The 19,350-nt window shown below is 66.6% G+C and carries 20 protein-coding genes; 4 read left to right on the top strand and 16 right to left on the bottom strand.

Annotated elements, in window-relative coordinates; genetic code table 11:
• Position 1: 1 nt before the first annotated feature.
• Entirely contained in the window at positions 2–421 is a 420-nt protein-coding gene (locus ACMVY4_RS06365) for a secondary thiamine-phosphate synthase enzyme YjbQ (protein WP_416899340.1), read from the bottom strand.
• Between the two features lie 201 nt (positions 422–622).
• On the opposite strand from ACMVY4_RS06365, the gene ACMVY4_RS06360 reads away from it, so the two are divergent.
• Positions 623–1,774: a C4-dicarboxylate TRAP transporter substrate-binding protein gene (locus tag ACMVY4_RS06360; RefSeq protein ID WP_416899339.1), complete on the top strand. Its 1,152-nt coding sequence runs from the start codon at positions 623–625 to the stop codon at positions 1,772–1,774.
• Here ACMVY4_RS06360 and ACMVY4_RS06355 read toward each other — a convergent pair.
• Positions 1,677–3,539, bottom strand: a complete 1,863-nt coding sequence (locus ACMVY4_RS06355) for an extracellular solute-binding protein (protein ID WP_416899338.1) — start codon at positions 3,537–3,539, stop codon at positions 1,677–1,679. The two genes, ACMVY4_RS06360 and ACMVY4_RS06355, sit on opposite strands and share 98 nt — an antisense overlap.
• A 53-nt stretch (positions 3,540–3,592) precedes the next feature.
• Positions 3,593–3,778, bottom strand: coding sequence for a hypothetical protein (locus tag ACMVY4_RS06350; RefSeq protein ID WP_416899337.1), 186 nt, complete (start codon positions 3,776–3,778; stop codon positions 3,593–3,595).
• Between the two features lie 179 nt (positions 3,779–3,957).
• On the opposite strand from ACMVY4_RS06350, the gene ACMVY4_RS06345 reads away from it, so the two are divergent.
• Together ACMVY4_RS06345 and ACMVY4_RS06340 are read left to right on the top strand one after the other, a co-directional pair.
• Positions 3,958–4,368: a PaaI family thioesterase gene (locus ACMVY4_RS06345; protein ID WP_416899336.1), complete on the top strand. Its 411-nt coding sequence runs from the start codon at positions 3,958–3,960 to the stop codon at positions 4,366–4,368.
• A 62-nt stretch (positions 4,369–4,430) separates the two neighbouring features.
• Positions 4,431–5,423, top strand: a complete 993-nt coding sequence (locus ACMVY4_RS06340; protein ID WP_416899335.1) for a hypothetical protein — start codon at positions 4,431–4,433, stop codon at positions 5,421–5,423.
• Positions 5,424–5,534: 111 nt separating this feature from the next.
• Here the strand turns inward: ACMVY4_RS06340 and ACMVY4_RS06335 are convergent, their stop codons facing one another.
• From ACMVY4_RS06335 to ACMVY4_RS06315, 5 genes are all read right to left on the bottom strand, one after another.
• Entirely contained in the window at positions 5,535–6,851 is a 1,317-nt protein-coding gene (locus ACMVY4_RS06335; RefSeq protein WP_416899334.1) for a 3-hydroxyacyl-CoA dehydrogenase family protein, read from the bottom strand.
• 10 nt (positions 6,852–6,861) lie between these two features.
• A complete protein-coding gene (locus ACMVY4_RS06330) occupies positions 6,862–7,113 on the bottom strand; it encodes a DUF2312 domain-containing protein (RefSeq protein ID WP_416899333.1) in 252 nt (83 codons plus the stop codon).
• 98 nt (positions 7,114–7,211) lie between these two features.
• On the bottom strand, positions 7,212–9,083 hold the full coding sequence (gene cobT / locus ACMVY4_RS06325) for a cobaltochelatase subunit CobT (RefSeq protein WP_416899332.1): 1,872 nt from the start codon (positions 9,081–9,083) through the stop codon (positions 7,212–7,214).
• A 7-nt stretch (positions 9,084–9,090) separates the two neighbouring features.
• The gene (cobS, locus tag ACMVY4_RS06320; RefSeq protein WP_416899331.1) at positions 9,091–10,095 is read right to left on the bottom strand and encodes a cobaltochelatase subunit CobS; all 1,005 of its coding nucleotides are present in this window, start codon (positions 10,093–10,095) and stop codon (positions 9,091–9,093) included.
• A gap of 45 nt (positions 10,096–10,140) precedes the next feature.
• On the bottom strand, positions 10,141–10,710 hold the full coding sequence (locus ACMVY4_RS06315) for a J domain-containing protein (protein WP_416899330.1): 570 nt from the start codon (positions 10,708–10,710) through the stop codon (positions 10,141–10,143).
• Positions 10,711–10,792: 82 nt separating this feature from the next.
• Between ACMVY4_RS06315 and ACMVY4_RS06310 the strand changes: the two genes are divergently transcribed.
• Positions 10,793–11,062, top strand: coding sequence for a BolA family protein (locus tag ACMVY4_RS06310; protein WP_416899329.1), 270 nt, complete (start codon positions 10,793–10,795; stop codon positions 11,060–11,062).
• A gap of 22 nt (positions 11,063–11,084) precedes the next feature.
• Here ACMVY4_RS06310 and ACMVY4_RS06305 read toward each other — a convergent pair whose 3' ends face one another.
• The 8 genes from ACMVY4_RS06305 to ACMVY4_RS06270 form a co-directional block, all read right to left on the bottom strand.
• On the bottom strand, positions 11,085–12,122 hold the full coding sequence (locus tag ACMVY4_RS06305; protein WP_416899328.1) for a sodium:calcium antiporter: 1,038 nt from the start codon (positions 12,120–12,122) through the stop codon (positions 11,085–11,087).
• Between the two features lie 149 nt (positions 12,123–12,271).
• The gene (locus tag ACMVY4_RS06300; protein ID WP_416899327.1) at positions 12,272–13,531 is read right to left on the bottom strand and encodes a class I SAM-dependent RNA methyltransferase; all 1,260 of its coding nucleotides are present in this window, start codon (positions 13,529–13,531) and stop codon (positions 12,272–12,274) included.
• On the bottom strand, positions 13,532–14,257 hold the full coding sequence (locus ACMVY4_RS06295) for a TlyA family RNA methyltransferase (protein ID WP_416899326.1): 726 nt from the start codon (positions 14,255–14,257) through the stop codon (positions 13,532–13,534).
• A 22-nt stretch (positions 14,258–14,279) separates the two neighbouring features.
• Positions 14,280–15,638 carry a TRAP transporter large permease gene (locus ACMVY4_RS06290; RefSeq protein WP_416899325.1) on the bottom strand — a complete coding sequence of 453 codons (1,359 nt, stop codon included), beginning with the start codon at positions 15,636–15,638 and terminating at the stop codon, positions 14,280–14,282.
• 3 nt (positions 15,639–15,641) lie between these two features.
• On the bottom strand, positions 15,642–16,310 hold the full coding sequence (locus ACMVY4_RS06285; RefSeq protein ID WP_416899324.1) for a TRAP transporter small permease subunit: 669 nt from the start codon (positions 16,308–16,310) through the stop codon (positions 15,642–15,644).
• A gap of 75 nt (positions 16,311–16,385) precedes the next feature.
• On the bottom strand, positions 16,386–17,438 hold the full coding sequence (gene dctP, locus ACMVY4_RS06280) for a TRAP transporter substrate-binding protein DctP (RefSeq protein WP_416899323.1): 1,053 nt from the start codon (positions 17,436–17,438) through the stop codon (positions 16,386–16,388).
• Between the two features lie 73 nt (positions 17,439–17,511).
• A complete protein-coding gene (locus ACMVY4_RS06275; RefSeq protein WP_416899322.1) occupies positions 17,512–18,732 on the bottom strand; it encodes a CaiB/BaiF CoA transferase family protein in 1,221 nt (406 codons plus the stop codon).
• Positions 18,729–19,244: a MaoC family dehydratase gene (locus tag ACMVY4_RS06270; RefSeq protein ID WP_416899321.1), complete on the bottom strand. Its 516-nt coding sequence runs from the start codon at positions 19,242–19,244 to the stop codon at positions 18,729–18,731. The genes ACMVY4_RS06275 and ACMVY4_RS06270 overlap by 4 nt, the downstream gene beginning before the upstream one ends.
• Positions 19,245–19,350: the final 106 nt, after the last annotated feature.

Here is a 19,350-nt window from a genome sequence, read left to right as displayed (position 1 = left end):
CCTATTCCCCCATCAGGTGCAGCGCCACGCGCCGGTCATGCGGTCGGACCCGGTGTTCGAACAGATAGACGCCCTGCCACGTGCCCAGCAGGGGCCGGCCGCCCGCCACCGGGATGGCGAGGCTGGTCTGGGTCAGCGCCGAGCGGATATGAGCCGGCATGTCGTCGGGGCCTTCGGCGGTATGGCGGTACAGCGCGGGATCGTCGGCAACGAGGCGCCCGAAGAAGTCGTCCAGATCGCGGACGACGTCCGGATCGGCGTTCTCCTGAATGGTCAGCGAGGCCGATGTATGGCGGATGTAAAGGTTCAGCAGTCCCTCGACCACACCGGTACCGCCACACCAGCCGGCGACGTCACGGGTAATCTCGTGGAGGCCACGGCCCGGCGTGCGGAAGACCAGTTCGTCGAGATGCTGCTGCAAGATACCCCCGCCCGTTGACCGTTCGCGTACCAGTTTCGACGCTCAGCGCCTCCGGGCGCAAGCCATGGCGACAGTTCGTGACACGCATTCGCAGCGAACACGTGCACTGCCGGGCGGCGGTGGCCTAGCATGGAAGAAGGACCGGTCCGGGGAGAGATCGGGATACGGTCTGCCGCACGCACAATCCTGGGGAGGATCACCATGCGTATTCTATCGAGCCGTCTTCTGGCGGCCTTGGCCGCAACGGCATTCGCCGTCTCGACATCGGCATCCGCCGATACGCTCAAGCTGGCCACCGGTTTTCCGACCGGCAGCGTCGCCGCGGAGTTGGCCGAACTGCTCGCCAAGAAGACCGAGGAGCTTTCCGGCGGCGACCTGAAGGTCAAGGTCTTCGCGCTGTCGCTGCTGAACCTGAAGGAAACGCCGCCCGGCCTGCGCGACGGCATCGCCGACCTCGGCTATGTCCTGCCGCCGTACTATCCGGCGGAGTATGCGAACAGCAATCTGGCGGCCGATCTCAGCATGCTCGCCACGCTGGGCGACGACCAGTCGGGCGCCCCGGCCGCCGTCGCCGGTGCGATGAGCGAGTACGTGTTCTTCAACTGCCCCGACTGCCAGAAGGAATGGAAGCAGCAGAACCAGGTCTATCTCGGCACCGGCGCCTCGGGCATCTACATCCTGCAGTGCCGCATGCCGGTGATCACGCTGGCCGACGCAAAGGGCAAGAAGTTCCGTTCCGGCGCCGCCAATTTCGGGCGCTGGGCCGAAGCCATGGACGGCATCAAGGTCTCCATGCCGGGCAACGAGATCTATTCCGCGCTGGAACAGGGCGTGCTCGACTGCGGCATGTACTCGACGGCCGAGCTGTCGAACCTGCAGCTCTTCGACGTGACCAAGGATATCACGAGGCGGGTGCCGGGCGGCCTGTTCGCCGGCATCGCGCTGAACAACGCCAACCGCGATGTGTGGCAGGAACTGCCGGAAGCGCAACGCCGTGCGCTGATCGACGCTTCGGCCTACTCCACCGCCTTCTTCACCTACGAGTATGTCCGCCGCGGCGACGAGAATCTGGAGAAGGCCAAGGCCATGGGCATCTCGGTCAACGAGCCGGCCGCGGACCTGCTGGACGCGAGCCGCGAATTCGCGCGCAACGACGTGAAGACGATCGTCGAGACCTTCACCAATGACTACGGCGTCGAGAACGCTGAGGCAAAGGTGAAGGCGTTCCGCGAACTGCTGGCCAAGTGGGAAGGGCTCACCGCCGGCATGGGCGACGACCTCGACGGCCTGACGAAGCTGTTCGCCGCCGAAATCTACAGCAAGGTCGACGCCTCGACCTACGGCATGGACTGATCGACTGCGGCATTCCGGTGCCGAACCGGGGGCGGCGGCGGGATGCCGCCGCCCCTTTCGTTTCCGGGACTATTCGTTCCACCACCAGGTCGTCAGCACGGGACCGTAGATCGGCAGCGTCTCCGGCCGGCCCGAGTCCCTGCTTGACCACCAGCAGCTCCTTCGGCTGCCAGTAGAGCGGCACCACGTAGCGGCCGGCGCGAAGGATGCGGTCGAGCGACCGCGCCGCCGTCTGCAGTTCGGCGCGCGTAGAGGCGGCGGTCATGCGGCCGACCATCTCGTCCACGGCCTCCAGCCGGACGCCCGGGTAGTTCCGGCTGCCCGGATTGTCGGCCTGCGCCGAACCCCAGTAGTACCATTGCTCGGAACCGGGGCTGAGGGACTGGTACCACCAGTTAATGATCATGTCGTAGTCGAAGCTGCGGCGGCGGCGTTCGTACTGCGAGGGATCGACCGACCGGACCGCGACCTCGATCCCCAGCCGCTCCAGCGTGCGCGCGAAATGCAGCGACAGCTTCTCGTCGCCGGGATCGAACAGCAGGATCTCGAAGCTCATCGGCTGGCCGTCTGCATTGCGCAGCTTCCGATCCGTGCCGATGGACCAGCCCGCCTGCTTCAGCAGCGCGAAGGCGCGCTTCAGGTTGTCCCGGCGCGCCGCGGCGTCGGGGGTCGCGGGCGGCGTGACCGCAGGGGCGAAGGCATCCTCGGGAATGCGCCCGCGCCACGGCTCCAGCAGCGCCAGCTCTGCCGGAGACGGTGCGCCGCCGGCGGCGAGATCGCTGTTCTCGTAGAAGCTCTCGTTGCGGCGGTAGGCGCCGAAGAAGAGGTTCTCGTTCGCCCATTCGAAGTCGAAGGCGAGGCTCAACGCCTCACGCACCTTCGGATCGTCGAAGGGCGCGCGGCGGGTGTTCATCACGAAGCCGCGCATGCCGACCGGCCGCTTCATGGGCAGTTCGACCCTGGTGAGCCTCCCGTCGGCGATGGCCGGGAAGTCGTAGGCCTCGGCCCAGCGGCCGGGATCCTCTTCGAAATGGACGTCGTAGACGCCGCCCTTCAGCGCCTCGAACTTCGCCGTCGCGTCGCGGAAGAACTCGTAGTGAATGCGCTCGAAATTGTGGTCGCCGCGGTTCACCGCCAGATCGCGGCCCCAGTAGTCCTCGCGTCGCGCATATTCGATGCGGCGGCCCTGCTCGACCCGGTCGACGCGATAGGGACCGCTGCCCGGGATCGGCTCCAGCGTGGTCTGCTCGAAGCCGTTGGCCTCGAACCAGTGCGCCGGCAGCACCGGCATCAGCGCCATCAGCAGCGGCAGTTCCAGATTGTCGCCATTGCGGAAGTGGAAGGTGACGTCACGGCCCGACACCTCGGTCCGAGCCACTTCCTTGTAGTAGAGGCGGTGGTTTGGCCGGCCCTTGTCGCGCAGGGTCTCCCACGACCAGAGAATGTCGGACACCTTCACCGGCTCGCCATCGGCGAAGCTGGCGCCCTCGCGCAGGCGGAACCGGATCCATTCGCGCGACGCGTCCATCTCGACCTCTTCGGCCAGCAGACCGTAAAGCGAGAACGGTTCGTCCTGGCTGCGCTTGGTCAGCGGCTCGAAGACCAGCCGCCAGCCCTCAGCCGCCTGCCCCTTGAAGATGAAGGGATTGAGACTGTCATAACCGCCCTGGCGCGAGGCCAGAGTCAGCGTGCCGCCGACGGGCGCATCCGGATTGACGTAGTCGAAATGCTCGAAGCCGGACGGGTATTTGGGCTCGCCATGCATGGCGATGCCCTGGGTGCCGGCTGCCGCAGGTGCGGCGAGGAGAAGGCCGAGTGTTAGGAGTCCACCAGCCAGTCGTCGAAGGTCGAGCGTTCGACGCCCAGCGCGGCGTCGATGCGGACGCGCAGTTGCTCCAGGTCGGCGCGGCTGATGCGGCGCGAGATCACCGAATCGTCGTTTATCGCAACCGCAATGCGGAATCCGTTCTTGCTCTCGGAGATCAGCACAGGCAGATCGAACATGGTCGGGCTCCTTGGCAGTCGCCATGGTTCCGGCGGCCCACAGGCGCCGGAAGTCTGGCCATCGTGACCATGATACCGTTAACAAACCGTCGATACGCGCCAAAACCCGACTCTCCCTGTATCACCGTCACACATAGACCGTCCCGCAGCGGACGCAATGCAACACGACTCGAGGCTCCATGACCGACACCATACCCGCCGGATTCGAACCCATCACGAATGCGGGCAACTTTTCCACCATGATCGGCCCCACCTGGCAGCGCCGCGAGGATGACGGCAGCCTGACCTTCGGCCTGATGGTCGAGGAGAAGCACCTGAACGGCCGCGGCGTCGTGCATGGCGGCATGCTGATGAGCTTCATGGACCAGTTGCTCGGCCGCACGGCGCACAATCTGATCGGGCGGAAGCCGACGGCGACGGTGCAACTGGACAACCAGTTCCTGGCCAGCGTACGCGAGGGTGACTGGATCGAGGGCCGCGGCGCGGTGGAACGGGAAACGCGGAGCCTGCTGTTCGTGACCGGCCGGTTGACCGTCCGCGGCAAGACGGTGCTGCTGTCCTCGGGGGTCTGGAAGATCCTCGGCCAGTGAAGTTGCACGTTCCCAAGCCACTGGCCCCGCACTAGACTTTCCCGAACCGCTCCGGGAGACCGATGGCCGACACCGACACCAGAAATCCGCACCACAAGCGCGTGGTGCTGTTCGTCGCGAACAGCGACGAACGTCAGGTCGACCGTACGCTGATGGCGGCCTGGTCCGTCCGGCAGCGCCATCAGGACGCGCCGATCGGGGTCGTGACCACGAACCCCGGCCACAGGCTCTGGCGCACAGGCATGTTCAACATGGTGATCTCGGCGGCCGGTCTCCGGCAGCCGACGGTGGCCGACTGCCTTAGGCTGGCGATGGAAAGGGGCATCTTCGAGCGCGCCGTCTACATGGACAGCTTCTGCCGTCTGAGGGCGAAAAGCATCCTGCCCGTCTTCGAGGCGCTGGACAGTTCGCCGGTCTGCCTGTCTGCGGTGCGGACCGACGAGGGCATGCGGATTTCCGGACGGCTGGTCGCCATGGCCCGCGGCGAGCCCACGGCGGCCTTCCTGACGGCGCTCGCGCCGCACCAGCAGGAGGCCGGGGGCGATCAGGACCAGGCGCTCCGCGCGCTGATCCAGTCCGGCGAGATGCGGCCCATCGTGAAGTTCGGCGCGCTGGGCGAGACCTGGGTTCCCGGCATCCCGGCGAAGGGCGCGCAACCGCCGCCGGTGGAGATGCGCGAGGGCAACAGCCGCAGGCTCTATGCCGAGATGCTGATGTTCGCCATGCATCGGCTGGTATCGAGCGACATGAAGCGGGCGGCGATCATCTATGCGCGCGTCGCCATCGCCTCGAACCCGGAACTGCCGCAGCTCGGCGCACAGCGTCTGGTGCCGCACATGATGCAGACCTTCTCGCTGAAGGTGCCCGACATGTCCGGCGGCGACCGCGACCGGCTGGAGTTGCTGGTCCGTCACGCGGCGCACGAGGATCCGGCGGGCAACCTGCTGGGCATCGCGGCACTGCATCTCGACGTCGGTCAGGTGAAGACCGCCATCGCGGTGCTGAAGATGATCCACACCATGAAGTTCGAGAAGCCGGTGCCGGTACCGGAGTAGGAACCCGTGACCTTTCCGCCTTCGGACTTGATCCGAAGGCCCCGGCGCAAGCAGATGGACAAGGTCCTCGGGTCAAGCCCAAGGACGGCAAAGATAGCCGTTGCGAACGCCCTACTCCGGCGGCGTCGGGTGCCAGGCGCCGTCGAGGCCGAGATACTCGGACTCGCCATTGCGGTAGAAGCTCTCCGCGCCTGCATCCTTCAGCACGCGCAGCATCTTCGGCAGCTCGCGGCCCTCCTGTTCCAGCCTGGCGATCACGCGCGCCGGGCCGAGCGAGTCCAGGAACTGGAACGGTCCCTCGGTCCAGGCAAAACCCCAGCGCATGGCGCGGTCGATATTGACCACGTCGTCGGAGATCTCCGGCACCAGATCGGCCGCGTAGAACAGCGCCCCGCCCATCAGGCTCCAGGCAAAGCGGCCCTCGACGCTGTCGTCGAACATCAGCGAGCTACCGTTGCGGTGGGAGTCCGAGAGCTCGACCGCATGATCGCCACGCCAGGCCTCACGCTCCAGATCGAAGACCTCGCGGCTGCGGTTGCCCTCGGCGTCCTTCGACATGCGGTAGAAGCCGCCGCCGGTCTTTCGGCCCAGCTGCCCGGCGTCGTACATGCGCTGCACCACTGGCGGGAAGGATGTGTATGCGCGGCCCTCGTCCTTCGACGGCAGGTTCACGTCCAGGTTCTTGCCGACCAGATACATGACGTCGAGACCGATCAGGTCGATCAGTCCGAACAGCCCGGTCGGCGGCAGACCGACGGGCTTCGACATCAGCGCATCGATGGTTTCCTGATCCATGCCCTGCGACAGCGCCTCGCGCGCCTTGTGAAGGCCCGACAGCATCCAGAAACAGCCGATGCGGTTGCCGATGAAGTTGACGGTGTCCTTGGCGTTGACCACGCCCTTGCCGAGCCGGCCGCCGAGGAAGTCCGTGAAGGCCTCGATCACGTCCGGCGTGGTATCGGCGCCGGGGATCAGCTCCATCAGGCGCATGACCTTCACCGGGTTGAAGAAGTGCGTCACCGCGATGTTGCGGCGCAGGCTGTCGGGCATGCCTTCGCAGATATCCTTCAGCGGAATGCCGGAGGTGTTGGTGGAGATCACCGAGCCCGGCTTGCGCAGCGGCTCCAGCCGTCGGAACAGCTCGCGCTTGGTCTCCAGATCCTCGACGATCGCCTCGCAGATCCAGTCATAGTCCGCGATCTTCGCCAGATCGTCAGAGAGCGTGCCGAGCTTGATCAGATGCGCCTTGTCCGCGTCGTCCAGCGCCGGCGGGCGGCCGTTGACGATGCGGTCCAGCGCCTTCTCGGCCGTCGGCATGTCGACGTCCAGCAGCAGCACTTCGCAGCCCAGCTGCGCCGCGGCGCCGGCGATGCCCGCGCCCATGGTGCCGCCGCCCAGAACGGCGACGGAATTGATCTCGCGGGTCATCGGCGCATCCTCAGTTCGGGTTGGCGGGGAGGCCGAGCGCCTCCAGATAGAGCGCCAGCACGGCCTCCTGCTCCTGACGGTCGGAGGGTTCCATCTTCCGGATCTTGATCACCTGCCGCATGGTCTTGCTGTCGAAGCCCTGCGCCTTGGCCTCCGCATAGACCTCGCGGATGTCGGCCGCCAGCGCCGCCTTTTCCTCTTCCAGGCGTTCGATGCGCTCGATGAGCTGGCGCAGATGATCGGCGGCGACGGCTTCGGTCATGACGGTGCTTTCCTGATGCTTGAGTCCGGCAGGGCGCGGAACCTAGCCGCTCTCTCGAACGGCCTCAATAGATCGAATGGGGAAATGCGCAGGTCCGGCTAGCGCGCCGCGCGGCGACGGGGGGCGCCGGCATGCTGCGTCGGGCCGTCATCCTCGTCGAACAGTTCGGCCAGCTTCTCCATCATCACGCCGCCCAGCTGCTCGGCGTCGACGATGGTGACGGCGCGGCGGTAGTAGCGCGTGACGTCATGACCGATACCGATGGCGATCAGCTCGACCGGCGAGTAGGTCTCGATCCACTCGATGGTCTCGCGCAGATGGCGGTCCAGATAGTTGCCGGCATTGACCGACAGCGTGGAATCATCGACCGGCGCACCGTCGGAGATGACCATCAGGATGCGGCGCTGCTCGGGTCGTGCGATCAGGCGGTCATGCGCCCATTTCAGCGCTTCGCCGTCGATGTTTTCCTTCAGCAGCCCCTCGCGGAGCATCAGGCCCAGGTTCTTCCGGGCCCGGCGCATCGGCGCGTCGGCCTGCTTGTAGACGATGTGGCGAAGATCGTTGAGCCGGCCCGGATTGGCGGGCTTGCCGGCGGTCAGCCAGCGTTCCCTCGACTGCCCGCCCTTCCAGGCGCGCGTCGTGAAACCCAGGATCTCCACCTTCACCGCGCAACGCTCCAGCGTGCGGGCCAGGATGTCGCCGCACATGGCCGCAACCGTGATCGGCCGGCCGCGCATGGAGCCGGAATTGTCGATCAGCAGGGTGACCACCGTGTCGCGGAAGTCCATGTCCCGCTCCATCTTGTAGGAGAGGGGCAGCACCGGGTTGGCGACGACGCGGGCCAGCCGCGCGGTGTCGAGATAGCCGTCTTCCAGATCGAATTCCCAGGACCGGTTCTGCTTCGCCAGCAGGCGGCGCTGCAGGCGGTTGGCCAGCTTTGCGACGACGGCCTGCAGGTGATGCAGCTGCTGGTCCAGCTGACCGCGCAGTCGGGTCAGTTCCTCGGCGTCGCAGAGATCGGTCGCTTCGACCACCTCGTCGAACTCGGAGGTGAAAGGCTGGTAGCGGCGGCGGTCGGGATCGTTGGCGAAATCGTCCGGATAGACCGGGCGCTTGCCCTTGCCGGCCTCCTCGCCCTCGCCTTCCATGTCGTCGTCGCCCATGGCCTGGACCTGCTCGCCCTGCTCCTCGGCGCTCTCGTCCCCCTCGCCCTGTTCGGCCGACTGCGGTTCGGAGGCCTGCTCGGACCCCTCCTCGCCTTCCTGTTCGGACTGCTGCTGCTGTTCCGAGCTCTCGTCCTGGGAGTCCTGATCGTCCTCCTCGCCGTCGGTGGGCTCGTCTTCCATGTAGCCGAGGTCGCGGATCAGCTGACGTGCGACCCGGGCGAACTCTTCCTGGTCGTCCAGACAGCCCATCAGGTCCTTCACGTCGCCGCCGGATTTCTCCATCAGCTCGTCGCGCCAGAGGTCCAGCAGGTTCTTGGCGTCATCGGGCAGGGTCCGCGAGCCCAGCGCCTCCCGCATGAGAAAGCCCACGGCCTCGGAGAGCGGCGCCTCGGACTGGTCGCGCAGGCGGCCATAGCCGCGCACCCGGCAGCGCTCGGTCAGCGCGGCGTGCAGATTGTCCGCGACGCCGGACATCGACTTCGCGCCCAGCGCCTCGACCCGGGCCTGCTCCATGCTTTCGTAGATCGCCCGCGCGGTGCCGCCCTGAGGCAGGTTCTTCCGGTGCACCTTGGCGTCGTGATAGCGCAGCTTCAGCGCGAAGCTGTCGGAGGCGCCCCGGATCTGGGCGAGCTCTTCAGGCTCCATACGCCGGCTGGGGACGGGCAGCCTTGCGCGCTTGCCACGCAGCGCCGGGGTCTCGGGGCCATAGCTGACCTCGATATCGGGCTCGCGCGCGATCGCCCTCAGTGCGGACGCAACGGCCCGCTTGAAGGGTTCGGTCGGCGGCTCGTTCCCCTTGGCCAAGCGTGCCTCAGCTGACGGTCGCGTTCGCCGCGGATTCGGGCAGGTCCTTGCCCATGCAGCGCTGGTAGTACTCGGCGACGACCGGACGCTCCATCTCGTCGCACTTGTTCAGGAAGGTGACCCGGAACGCGAAGCCCAGATCGCCGAAGATCTCGGCGTTCTCCGCCCAGGTGATCACCGTACGCGGCGACATCACGGTGGAGATGTCGCCGTTCACGAACCCGGCGCGGGTCAGGTCGGCCAGATTGACCATCGAGCTGATGGTCTCCTTGCCCTGGCTCGAATTGTAGGCCGGCGCCTTGGACAGCACGATGTCGCACTCTGCGTCGTGCTCCAGGTAGTTCAGCGTGGTGACGATGTTCCAGCGGTCCATCTGGCCCTGGTTGATCTGCTGCGTGCCGTGATAGAGGCCCGTCGTGTCGCCCAGACCGATCGTGTTGGTGGTCGAGAACAGGCGGAAGCAGTTGTGCGGATGCAGGACGCGGTTCTGGTCCAGCAGGGTCAGCTTGCCGTCATGCTCCAGCACACGCTGGATCACGAACATCACGTCCGGCCGGCCGGCGTCGTATTCGTCGAAGACCATCGCCACCGGGTTCTGCAGCGCCCAGGGCAGGATGCCGTCCCGGAACTCGGTGACCTGCTGGCCGTCGCGCAGCACGATGGCGTCCTTGCCGACGAGGTCGATACGGCTGATGTGGCTGTCCAGGTTGACGCGGACGCAGGGCCAGTTCAGGCGGGCCGCGACCTGCTCGATATGGGTCGACTTGCCGGTGCCGTGATAACCCTGGACCATGACGCGGCGGTTGTGCTTGAAGCCGGCGAGAATCGCCAGCGTCGTCTCGCGGTCGAAAAGGTAGGCCGGATCGACGGCGGGCACACGGTCGGAACCGTCGGAAAAGGCGGGGACTTCCATGTCGCTGTCGATGCCGAAGGTCTGCCGCACCGACAGCATCACGTCAGGATTCCCGGCAGGCAGGCTCGGCAGCTCGGAAGCGTAGTCGGTCGAAGTCATGAACTATCCTTGATCGTCTGTCCCGCTGGGGCCGTTGCAGGCCCTTTAGCCAAGACTGGCGCTGAGCACGCCGTAGGCTTCGTTGATGCGCTTCAGCCGGTCTTCAAAGCCGCGGTCACCGCCGTTGGCGTCCGGATGGAAGCGCTTTGCAAGCTGCTTATAACGAAGCTTGATCTCACGCAAGTCGTCGGTCGGTTCCAGCTGCAATACGCCGAACGCACGCTTCTGGTCCGCGGTGAAGCGGCGTTCCTGCCGCCGTTGCCGCTCTTCAGCCGACTCGGCGCTTTCCGCGAAGCCGAAGGGATCGGAAAATGAACCGTCCTGGAAGCTCCGCGTCCGATGGTCGCCCATGCGCCATGTCGGCCGGTGCGCCCAGGGCGCGGAACGCTGGAAGGCGTCCACTTCGGAGTCCGACATCCCGGCGAAGAAGTTCCAGCCCTTGTTGTATTCGCGGACATGCTCCAGGCAGAACATGTGGTAGCCCTCGGACGGGTCACGGGATTTCGGCGCCCGGTAGGCTCCCTCTCCGACGCAGCCCTCGACGTCGCAGAACCGCTCGATGGGGCGGTTGCGATCCTCGCTGGTCTCGTATTTCTTGCGCCTGCCGTAGTGCATGACGGCGGAGTATGGGTAGGCTGAAGTTAACGAACAAGCTTGACAGCCGCAGAAGTCGCCTGTTCGGCGCCTGGAGGACGAATTGACCTATCGCGAACGCATCGAGAGCCGGCTCACCGCCGCGTTTCAGCCGGTCTCACTGGAGATCCGCGACGACTCCCACAAGCACAAGGGCCATGTCGGCCATCGTCCCGAGGGCGAGACACACTTCCATGTCCGCATCGTCTCGGCGGCCTTCGAGGGCCAGAACCGTGTCAACCGTCAGCGCGCGATCTACCGCGAGTTGAAGGCCGAGATGGAGGAGCGCGTCCACGCGCTCTCGCTGGAAGTCCTGACGCCCGCCGAAGCCTGATCCGGCCCCGAAGTCCGCGTCGTCAGAACAGCCAGATCAGCGCCGCCACGCCGCCGGCGTAGAGACCCAGCATGCCGACGCTTTCGAAGCCGATATTCGCCGGGCCGTGGCGCTCCCGGCGCAGCATCCCGAGCAGCAGGATCGCCGTCATCAGGATGGCGAGCAGGCAGACGAAGACCTGATCGGGCGCCATGGCGTGATAGATCGAGCCGTCGCGATAGGCGACGTCGGAGAAGGCGGCGAACAGCACATCGAAGGCGTTGCCGCCGAGAATGCCGCTGACCGTGAGAGTCAGCGCGCCCCGGCGGACTGCGGCGACCGTCGTGACGAGTTCGGGCGTCGATGTCGCGACCGACGTCATCAGCGCGCCGACCAGCCCTTCGCGCAGGCCGGTTCGCTCCACCAGCGCGATGCCGCTTTCGGCGATCGCCAGACCCGCCGCCGCGACGAGCACACCGAGCAGGACGATCCCGGCCGCCAGCCGGGCCGGCGAGGCATCAGCGTCCGACGGTTCGTCCGGGTTGTCGAGACGGGTCCTGTCCGTCTTCGCCGGCCCCCACATGGGGGCCTCTTCGGCCTGCGCCGCCATGCGCATGCCTGCCGCGTAGACCAGCAGCAGCATCGGCGTGACAGGATGGATCCCGAGCACGGTGACCGGCGGCAGCAGGCCAGTGGCGATCAGCATAGTGAGCAGGACGATCAGAACCATGCCGCTGAAGATCGTTGGCAGCGACGCCGCCGCGTGCTCCAGATTGGCCTTTCGATAGAAGATGTCGGCGACGACCAGAAACGCCGTCTGCGCGGTGATGCCGCCCAGCGCGTTGGAGAGCGACAGTTCGGGATGGCCGGTTGCAGCGGTCCAGACCGAAGTCACACTGCCCGACAGCGACGTCACAAGACCGAGGAACACCGCGCCGGTCAGGGCCTCGCCGATGCCGCTCGCGTCAGCGAAGCGGTCGGCCAGCCGGGTCAGACGCACCCCGGCGAGAAGCACCACAAGCCCGGCTGCCGCGAACACCGCGACGATGGCCCAGGAAGGTTGTCCGGCCAGATCGATCACGCCGGCGATCTGTCGTCCTGATGTCCTCGGGCGCTCGTCATGCGACTACGCTACGCTCCCCGCTTCCCGGTGTTCTTGCGCGGCCGGTACTGCCGGCCATTGCAACCCACTTGGGTCCGGCGAGCGTTCGTTTCCACCCGGCGGCGCGATCAGCCGCGGGTGAAGAGCGCCGCGAGCTCGACGTCGGGGGACCAGTAGAACTGATCGATCGGCCGCAGCTCGACGAGCCGGAAGCCGCCACCGGCGAGGATCCGCGCGTCGCGGGCAAAGCTGGGCGGGGCGCAGGACACATAGACGATGCGCCCGATCTTCGAGGCTGCAAGCTGTTCAGCCTGTTCCCTCGCCCCCGCCGCCGGCGGGTCCAGCACCGCCGTGTCGAACCGTTTCAGTTCGTCGGCCATCAGCGGCCGCCGGAACAGGTTGCGGGCCGACGTCTTCAGGTCGACACCCGGCGCGGCATCGACACCCCGTGAGAGCGCCGCCATCGCGGCATCGTCGGCATCGACAGCGAGGGTTTCGGGACCGGACGGCAGGGCGCTGGTCAGCGTCCCCACCCCGGCGAAGAGATCGACCGCCCGCTTCGCCGCCGACGTCCAGGCCGCAACGGTCTCCCGCATCATGCGCTCGGCCTGACGGTCCGCCTGCAGGAATGCGCCCGGCGGCGGCGTGACCTTCAGCGGCGACCAGTCGAGTACCGGCGGCCGGCGTTCGGCGATGGTCCGCGGTCCGGCGGGATCGGCAAGCGACAAGCGGGCGAGGTCGTTCGCCCCGGCGAACCCGGCCAGGGTCTCATGGGTGGCAAGCCCGTCCGGGACCGGGCCGTCGATCAGGACATCGGCGCCGCCATCGGTCAGGTTGATCTGAATGCGGGCCTCGGTCCGCGGCTGCAGCAGTCCCGCCATGAGATCGCGCAGCGGCCCGATCAGCACTTCCAGAGCGGGTTCGAGTACGGGACAGGGTCCGATGCCGATGACCCGCTTGCCGCGGCGTTCGTGAAAGCCCAGGGCCAGCCGCCCCTTGCCGAACGACAGCGCGGTGAACGACGCGCGGCGGCGGCGGCCGGGTCCACCGGCGAGGCCTTCCGTCAACGGCACGTTCTCGAAGCCCTTGCGGCCCAGCGCCTCGACGATCCGCTGCCGCTTCCAGTCCTGGAGGAAATCGGCGTTCAGATGCTGCAGCGCGCAACCGCCGCAGGTCCCGAAATGCGGACAGGGCGGCTCGGTTCTTCCGGAGCCGGCCTCGATCAGCCCGGTCAGCCGCGCGCGTCTGGGCGCGTTGCGCCCGCCGGCCTTCTCCGGAGCGGCCTCGACGATATCGCCCGGCGCCGTGCCCGCCACGAACCAGCGCTCGCCATCCAGCAGGGCGATCCCGTCGCCCGCCTGTCCGACCTCGACGATCTCCAGCTTCATTCAGTCCTTCCAGGCGGCGATGAGGAATTCGCGGTTGCCGTCGCTGCCCCGGATCGGGCTGTCGGTCACGCCGGCCACGCGCCAGCCCATAACACCCTCCAGCCAGGCCGACAAATCCCCGGGCACGGCATCGCGCACGGCATCGTCGCGGACCACCCCGCCCTTGCCGACATGGTCGCGCCCGACCTCGAACTGCGGTTTGGCCAGGGCGGCGAGCCAGCAGCCGGGCGCGGCAAGAGCCAGCGCAGCCGGGAGCGCAACCTTCAGGCTGATGAAGCTGAGATCGGCCACGATGGCGTCGACCGGGTCCGCGATCAGGTCGCGATCCAGATCCCGGCAGTTGGTGTTCTCCAGCGAGATGACGCGTTCATCGTCCATCAGACGAGAGTGCAACTGCCCGTGCCCGACATCGACAGCCCAGACCTTCGTCGCGCCGCGCGCCAGCAGCACATCGGTGAAGCCGCCGGTCGAGGCGCCGCAGTCGAGGCCGATGCGCCCTTCGGCGGGCAGACCGAAATGATCCATCGCATGGACCAGCTTCAGACCGCCGCGCCCGACCCAGGGATGGTCGGGTTCGGCCAGATGCAGTTCGGCGTCTGCCGCCATCATCTGGCCAGGCTTGGAAACACCCTCGACCTTGCCGTCCAGAATGAGCGACCGCGCGCGGGCCCGGCTCTCGGCCAGGCCGCGGGCGACCAGAAGGACGTCGGCGCGTTCGCGGCTCATCCGGGCAACCGCCCGCGGCAGGTCAGCCGAGCATCGTCTGCGGCAGCCAGGTGATGATCGCCGGGAACATGACCAGGCCTGCGACCGTCAGCACGTCGGCGATGAAGAAGGGGCCGATGCCGCGGAAGACGTCGGAAAGAGGGATGTCCGGCCTGACGCCGTTCACCACGTAGCAGTTCAGCCCGATGGGTGGCGTGACCAGACAGATCTCCACCATCTTCACGACGATGATGCCGAACCAGATCGAGACCTCGGCGGTGCTCTCGAAGCCGAGTTCCGGCCCCAGCGCGATCACCGCCGGATGCACCACAGGCAGCGTCAACAGCAGCATGCCGATGGCGTCCATGAACATGCCGAGGATCGCGTAGGCCAGCAGGATCAGGATCATGATGAACCACGGATCCAGCGGCAGGTTGACGATCCAGTTGGCGAAGGTGTCGGGCAGGTTGGCGAAGCCGAGGAAGCGCACGAAAATCAGCACGCCCCAGATGATCGAGAAGATCATCACCGTGAGCTTCGCCGTCTCCAGCAGCGCTTCCTTCAGGCTTTCCCATTTCATGCCCCGCCAGGTCGCCATGACGTAGACCACGAAGGCCCCCAGCGCGCCGGCCTCGGTCGGCGTCGCCAGACCTGCATAGATGCCGCCGATGATGATGGCGATGACAAGAAGGATGGGGAAGGTGCCGGGCACGGATTCGAAGCGCTCGGCCCAGGTGAAACCGCGGATCGGCTTGCCAAGCTCCGGATTGCGAACGGCCCTGAACACGATCAGCAGCGCATAGATCACGGCCGAGAACAGGCCCGGCAGGAAACCGGCGAGCAGCAGGGCGCCGACCGATTCCTCGACGATGATGGCGTAGAGCACAAGGATGGCGCTGGGCGGAATGAGCGAGGCGAGTGTGCCGCCCGCCGCGACCACGCCGGCTGCGAGCTTGCGGTCGTAGCCGTTCTTCAGCATCTCCGGAATGGCGATGCGGGCGAAGACCGCCGCCGTCGAGGTGGAGGCGCCGGACACCGCGGCGAAACCGGCGGTGGCGAAGACGCTGGCAACGGCCAGCCCGCCCGGCACCCAGCCGATCCAGCGGCGCGCCGCCTCGAAGACGGCCGTCGTGATGCCGGCATAGAAGGCGAGGAAGCCGATCAGCACGAACATCGGCAGCACGCTGAGCGGATAGGCCACGGCCTTGGAATGCGGGGTCTGGCCGGCGATGCCGCCGGCGACCTCGAAGGCCCGCCAGAGGTCGAAATTGGGCTTGATGTAGAAGATGGCTATCAGCCCGACGAAGCCGACCAGGGCGGTGGCGAACACGACGCGCATGCCGATGGCGATGAGCACGCCCAGGACGATCATGCCGATCACGCCTATCGTCAACGGATCCATGGGTCAGGCCTCCTGCCGGGAAGCGTGACGCCGATCGTCCGATTCCTCGATGTCGTGCTGGGCGATTTCCTCGATCGTCTGGATCGTCGGCACCGCCACCGGATCGGCTTCGGGCTTGAACATCAGACGGATGAAGCCGGCGAGATGTACCAAGAGGCGGAGCCAGAGGAGAGAGAAGGCAACGGTCACCAGAAGCTTCGACGGCCACACGGGCAGTTGCACGTCGATGGTGGAGTCGCCGCTGACATAGGAACGCTCGAAATGGGTGAAGCTGTAATAGATCAGGACCGCGACCACGATCAGCGAGAGCAGGATCGCGAGGAACTCGGAGATCCAGAGTGCGCGTCGCGACAGGCCGCGCAGCGCAAGGTCCATGCGCACATGGCCGCCCATCCGCTGGCAGTAGGCGATGCCGAGGAAGGCGAATAGGGCGATCGCCTGTTCCATGACGTCGATATAGCCGGGGATCGAGAACCAGAGCCCCGGATCGACCTCCAGGTTGGCGACCAGCCTGTCGTTGATCCAGAGGAGGATGCGTCCCAGCACCTGCGCGACGCCCAGGAACATCAGTCCGAAGATCGACGCAGCTGCGATCAGATTGAATGCGGTTTCGACGGCAAAAAGCCCGCGGTCTACCGCAGACAGGCCGCCGGCGTCCGAACGGTCGCTCATGCCGGTCCCACCGAAGGAGTCAGGAAAGACAAGGGGGCGGCGGCGTTCCGGCCGCCGCCCCGCGGGTCAGTCGTTTCAGGAGCCGCCGCGGGCCTTGGCGGCCTCGGCGAGCAGGAAGTCGAGAAGCTCCTGCGTCGGCAGCCGGTCGGCATAGCGGTCGACGAAGCTCTCTTTCCACAGCGGCTTGCCCACCTGGGCCTGGAACTCGGCCAGCTCGTCCTCGGTGAAGCGGACTTCCTCCAGCTTCTCCTTGAACAGCGGCAGGTTCACTTCGTCGGCGGCCAGATAGGCTTCCTTCTGCTTCTCGTAGACGCCCATCTTCAGCTCCATCAGCAGGTCCTTGTACTGCTGCGGCAGCGCGTTCCAGGCATCCAGGTTGAAGACCGTCGGGCAGTCCGCGGTGCCGGGCTGGAAGTTCGCCGTGTACCAGTCGGCCACTTCATGCACCTTGTAGGCGGCATGGGCGTAGGTATACGGGAACGAGACCGCGTCCACCGTGCCACGCTCCAGCAGCGTGTAGACCTCGGTCGCCGGCACGGTCTGCAGGGTCGCGCCCAGCTTCGACATGGCGTCGGCCACACCGCCGCCCGCACGGACCTTCAGGCCATTCCAGTCCTCGAGCTTCCGCGGCGGCTTGCCACGGCCCAGGAACTCGTACTGAGGCAGCACGCCGGCCATGTAGATCATGGCGTTCATGCCGGCCATTTCCTTCTTCACGGCCGGATGCTGGTAGTAGGCGTCGGAGGCCTCGATGCGGACCTTCCAGTCGCCGATCGGCAGGAACGGCAGCGAGAAGATCATGGACGCCGGCGTCCGGTCCGGGCTGTAGAAATTGCAGAAGTTGGCCGCCTCGAAGGCGCCAATCTCGATGCCGTCCAGGTTCTCCTTCGGCTTCGACAGGCCGCCATAGTTCAGATTGTACTTGAACTTGCCGCCGGTCCGCTCGGCCAACTGCTCGGAAAGCCACTCCAGACCCTTGGTAAAGGCGCGGGGCTTGCCCCAGAGCGAGTGGTTCCAGGTCACTTCCGGACCGTCGACCATCTTCGAATGCGACCCGGCGCTTGCGGTGCCGCCATACACGAACGCGACGGCCGCAACGGCAACGCCGGTCAGTACCTTGTGGAACATTTTCAATCCTCCCTGATGTAACGCGATGTTCGTTCTTATTGGGGTGCGACAATAGCGACGCCCGCCGAACCGATCAATTCGGTTCTGACACCACGCCGTCCGCGATCAGCGCGTCGATCTCAGCGTCGTCCAAGCCGATATCTCTCAGATACTTGCGGCTGTGCGCGCCCTTCCGCGGCGGCGGCGTTGGCTCTGTGACCATGGCGTCGGGATCGCCGAAGCCAAAGCCGGGCCCCAGCACCTCGATGCCGCGGCCCAGACCCGGCACATCCGGTATCTCGTGGATCAGGCCGCGCGCGCGGACATGCGGATGCGCGGCGATCTCGTCGACGCTGCGCAGCTTGCCGGCCGGAACGCCGGCCGGTCCCAGCAGCGCTTCCCACTCAAGCGCGGTCCGCGACGCGAATATCCCGTCCAGCATGGGCTGGATCCGTTCCGACACATCCGGACGGCCACCCCAGGGAAAGATCGCCGGATCGCCGACCAGATCCTCGCGGCCCGCCACACGGAGCAGGTTCTCCGCCTGCTTCTGCGTGTTCGCAGCGACGACCAGCGTGCCGTCGGCCGTCTCGAACATGCCGGAGAACGGGCTGCCGGAAGCGGCCTGCCGCCCCGTCTTCACCTGCCTGCGCTGGCTGGTCAGCCAGGGCCCGATCACCGGCCCCATGATGGCCAGCGCCGCGTCCAGCATGGCGACATCGACATACTGGCCCTGCCCTGAAACCTTGCGCCCGTAGAGCGCCGACGACAGGGCGAAGGCCGCCACCAGCCCGGCGACATAGTCGATCACCGGCCAGCCGACGCGGACCGGCCCGGTCTCGCCGTCGTCCTGCACCGACATCATGCCGGAAACGCCCTGCACGAAATGGTCGTAGGCCGGAATGTCCCTGAGCGGCCCCGACTGCCCGAAGCCCGACACCGAGGCGTAGATGAGGTCCGGACGGTCCTTCATGAGATCGTCCGGGCCGAGACCCAGCTTCGCCATGGTGCCCGGACGGTAGTTCTCGATCACGACGTCGGCGGTCGCCGCCAGCTTGCGGAAGGCGTCCTGGCCGCGCGGGTCCTTGAGGTCCAGCGCGACAGAGTGCTTGTTGGCGTTCTGGATCAGGAAGGCGTCGGCCATGCCGGCCCGCTGCTGCGCCTCGTCCGGCGAGGCGTAACGGATGAAGTCCAGCGGCTTCACCGCCTCGACCCGGATCACCTCGGCGCCCAGCCAGGCCATCTGATACGTGCAGTACGGCCCGGCAAAGACATGCGTCGCATCCAGGATGCGGATTCCCTCGAACGGTTTCATAGCATTTCCTCCCCCTTCGGCACCCACAGAATCAGCCATTCAGCGTAGGCGATCGGGTCCGGATTGCCGTCCTGTTCGAAACGGTTGGCGGTCTTCACCATCAGCCGCCCGCCCGTCCGCCATGCCGTCTCCATGATGGTGATGCGGTCCCGGATCCGGGTGTCGTCGCCGGCGACCAGCGGGGCCAGGTAGCGTACCTTCTCGTAGCCGTAGTTCAGGCCGAAGGCGGCGTCGGCCGGCCGCATCTTCACATTGTCCATGAAGTGGCTGAGCAGGCTGGTGACCAGAAAGCCGTGCGCCAGCGTCCCGCCATAGGGGCCGTCGCGCAGCGCGCGCTCGGTGTCCAGATGCAGCCAGTGCCGATGCTCGGTGGCGATGCCGAACATGGTCACCCGCTCCTGGTCGATGGTCACCCAGTCGCTGACGCCGATCTCCCGGCCCGTCAGCGCCGGATAGTCGGCAATCTTCAGCGTTCCCGGCTCGGGATCGGTCGGTGTCGGATCGACGATCATGTGCAGTTCCTCCCCGCCGGCAGGGTATCGCCAAACTTGTCCGAGAGCGGAGGAAATTTGCCTCGTCCGCTTCCGGGCCGGCGCTATCTTCGCCGCCGTATCAGCG

This window comes from Minwuia sp. (assembly GCF_048007105.1).
Taxonomy (GTDB): domain Bacteria; phylum Pseudomonadota; class Alphaproteobacteria; order Minwuiales; family Minwuiaceae; genus Minwuia.
The sequence above is the reverse complement of the archived record's forward strand: the minus strand, read 5'-3'. Positions and strand labels throughout refer to the sequence as shown.

Coding starts and splice junctions, on each gene's coding strand:
- ACMVY4_RS06360 (WP_416899339.1), top strand. CDS start 623: ATGCGTATTCTATCGAGCCGTCTTCTGGCGGCCTTGGCCGCAACGGCA.
- ACMVY4_RS06355 (WP_416899338.1), bottom strand. CDS start 3,539: ATGCATGGCGAGCCCAAATACCCGTCCGGCTTCGAGCATTTCGACTAC.
- ACMVY4_RS06350 (WP_416899337.1), bottom strand. CDS start 3,778: ATGTTCGATCTGCCTGTGCTGATCTCCGAGAGCAAGAACGGATTCCGC.
- ACMVY4_RS06345 (WP_416899336.1), top strand. CDS start 3,958: ATGACCGACACCATACCCGCCGGATTCGAACCCATCACGAATGCGGGC.
- ACMVY4_RS06340 (WP_416899335.1), top strand. CDS start 4,431: ATGGCCGACACCGACACCAGAAATCCGCACCACAAGCGCGTGGTGCTG.
- ACMVY4_RS06335 (WP_416899334.1), bottom strand. CDS start 6,851: ATGACCCGCGAGATCAATTCCGTCGCCGTTCTGGGCGGCGGCACCATG.
- ACMVY4_RS06330 (WP_416899333.1), bottom strand. CDS start 7,113: ATGACCGAAGCCGTCGCCGCCGATCATCTGCGCCAGCTCATCGAGCGC.
- cobS (WP_416899331.1), bottom strand. CDS start 10,095: ATGACTTCGACCGACTACGCTTCCGAGCTGCCGAGCCTGCCTGCCGGG.
- ACMVY4_RS06315 (WP_416899330.1), bottom strand. CDS start 10,710: ATGCACTACGGCAGGCGCAAGAAATACGAGACCAGCGAGGATCGCAAC.
- ACMVY4_RS06300 (WP_416899327.1), bottom strand. CDS start 13,531: ATGAAGCTGGAGATCGTCGAGGTCGGACAGGCGGGCGACGGGATCGCC.
- ACMVY4_RS06295 (WP_416899326.1), bottom strand. CDS start 14,257: ATGAGCCGCGAACGCGCCGACGTCCTTCTGGTCGCCCGCGGCCTGGCC.
- ACMVY4_RS06290 (WP_416899325.1), bottom strand. CDS start 15,638: ATGGATCCGTTGACGATAGGCGTGATCGGCATGATCGTCCTGGGCGTG.
- ACMVY4_RS06285 (WP_416899324.1), bottom strand. CDS start 16,310: ATGAGCGACCGTTCGGACGCCGGCGGCCTGTCTGCGGTAGACCGCGGG.
- dctP (WP_416899323.1), bottom strand. CDS start 17,438: ATGTTCCACAAGGTACTGACCGGCGTTGCCGTTGCGGCCGTCGCGTTC.
- ACMVY4_RS06275 (WP_416899322.1), bottom strand. CDS start 18,732: ATGAAACCGTTCGAGGGAATCCGCATCCTGGATGCGACGCATGTCTTT.
- ACMVY4_RS06270 (WP_416899321.1), bottom strand. CDS start 19,244: ATGATCGTCGATCCGACACCGACCGATCCCGAGCCGGGAACGCTGAAG.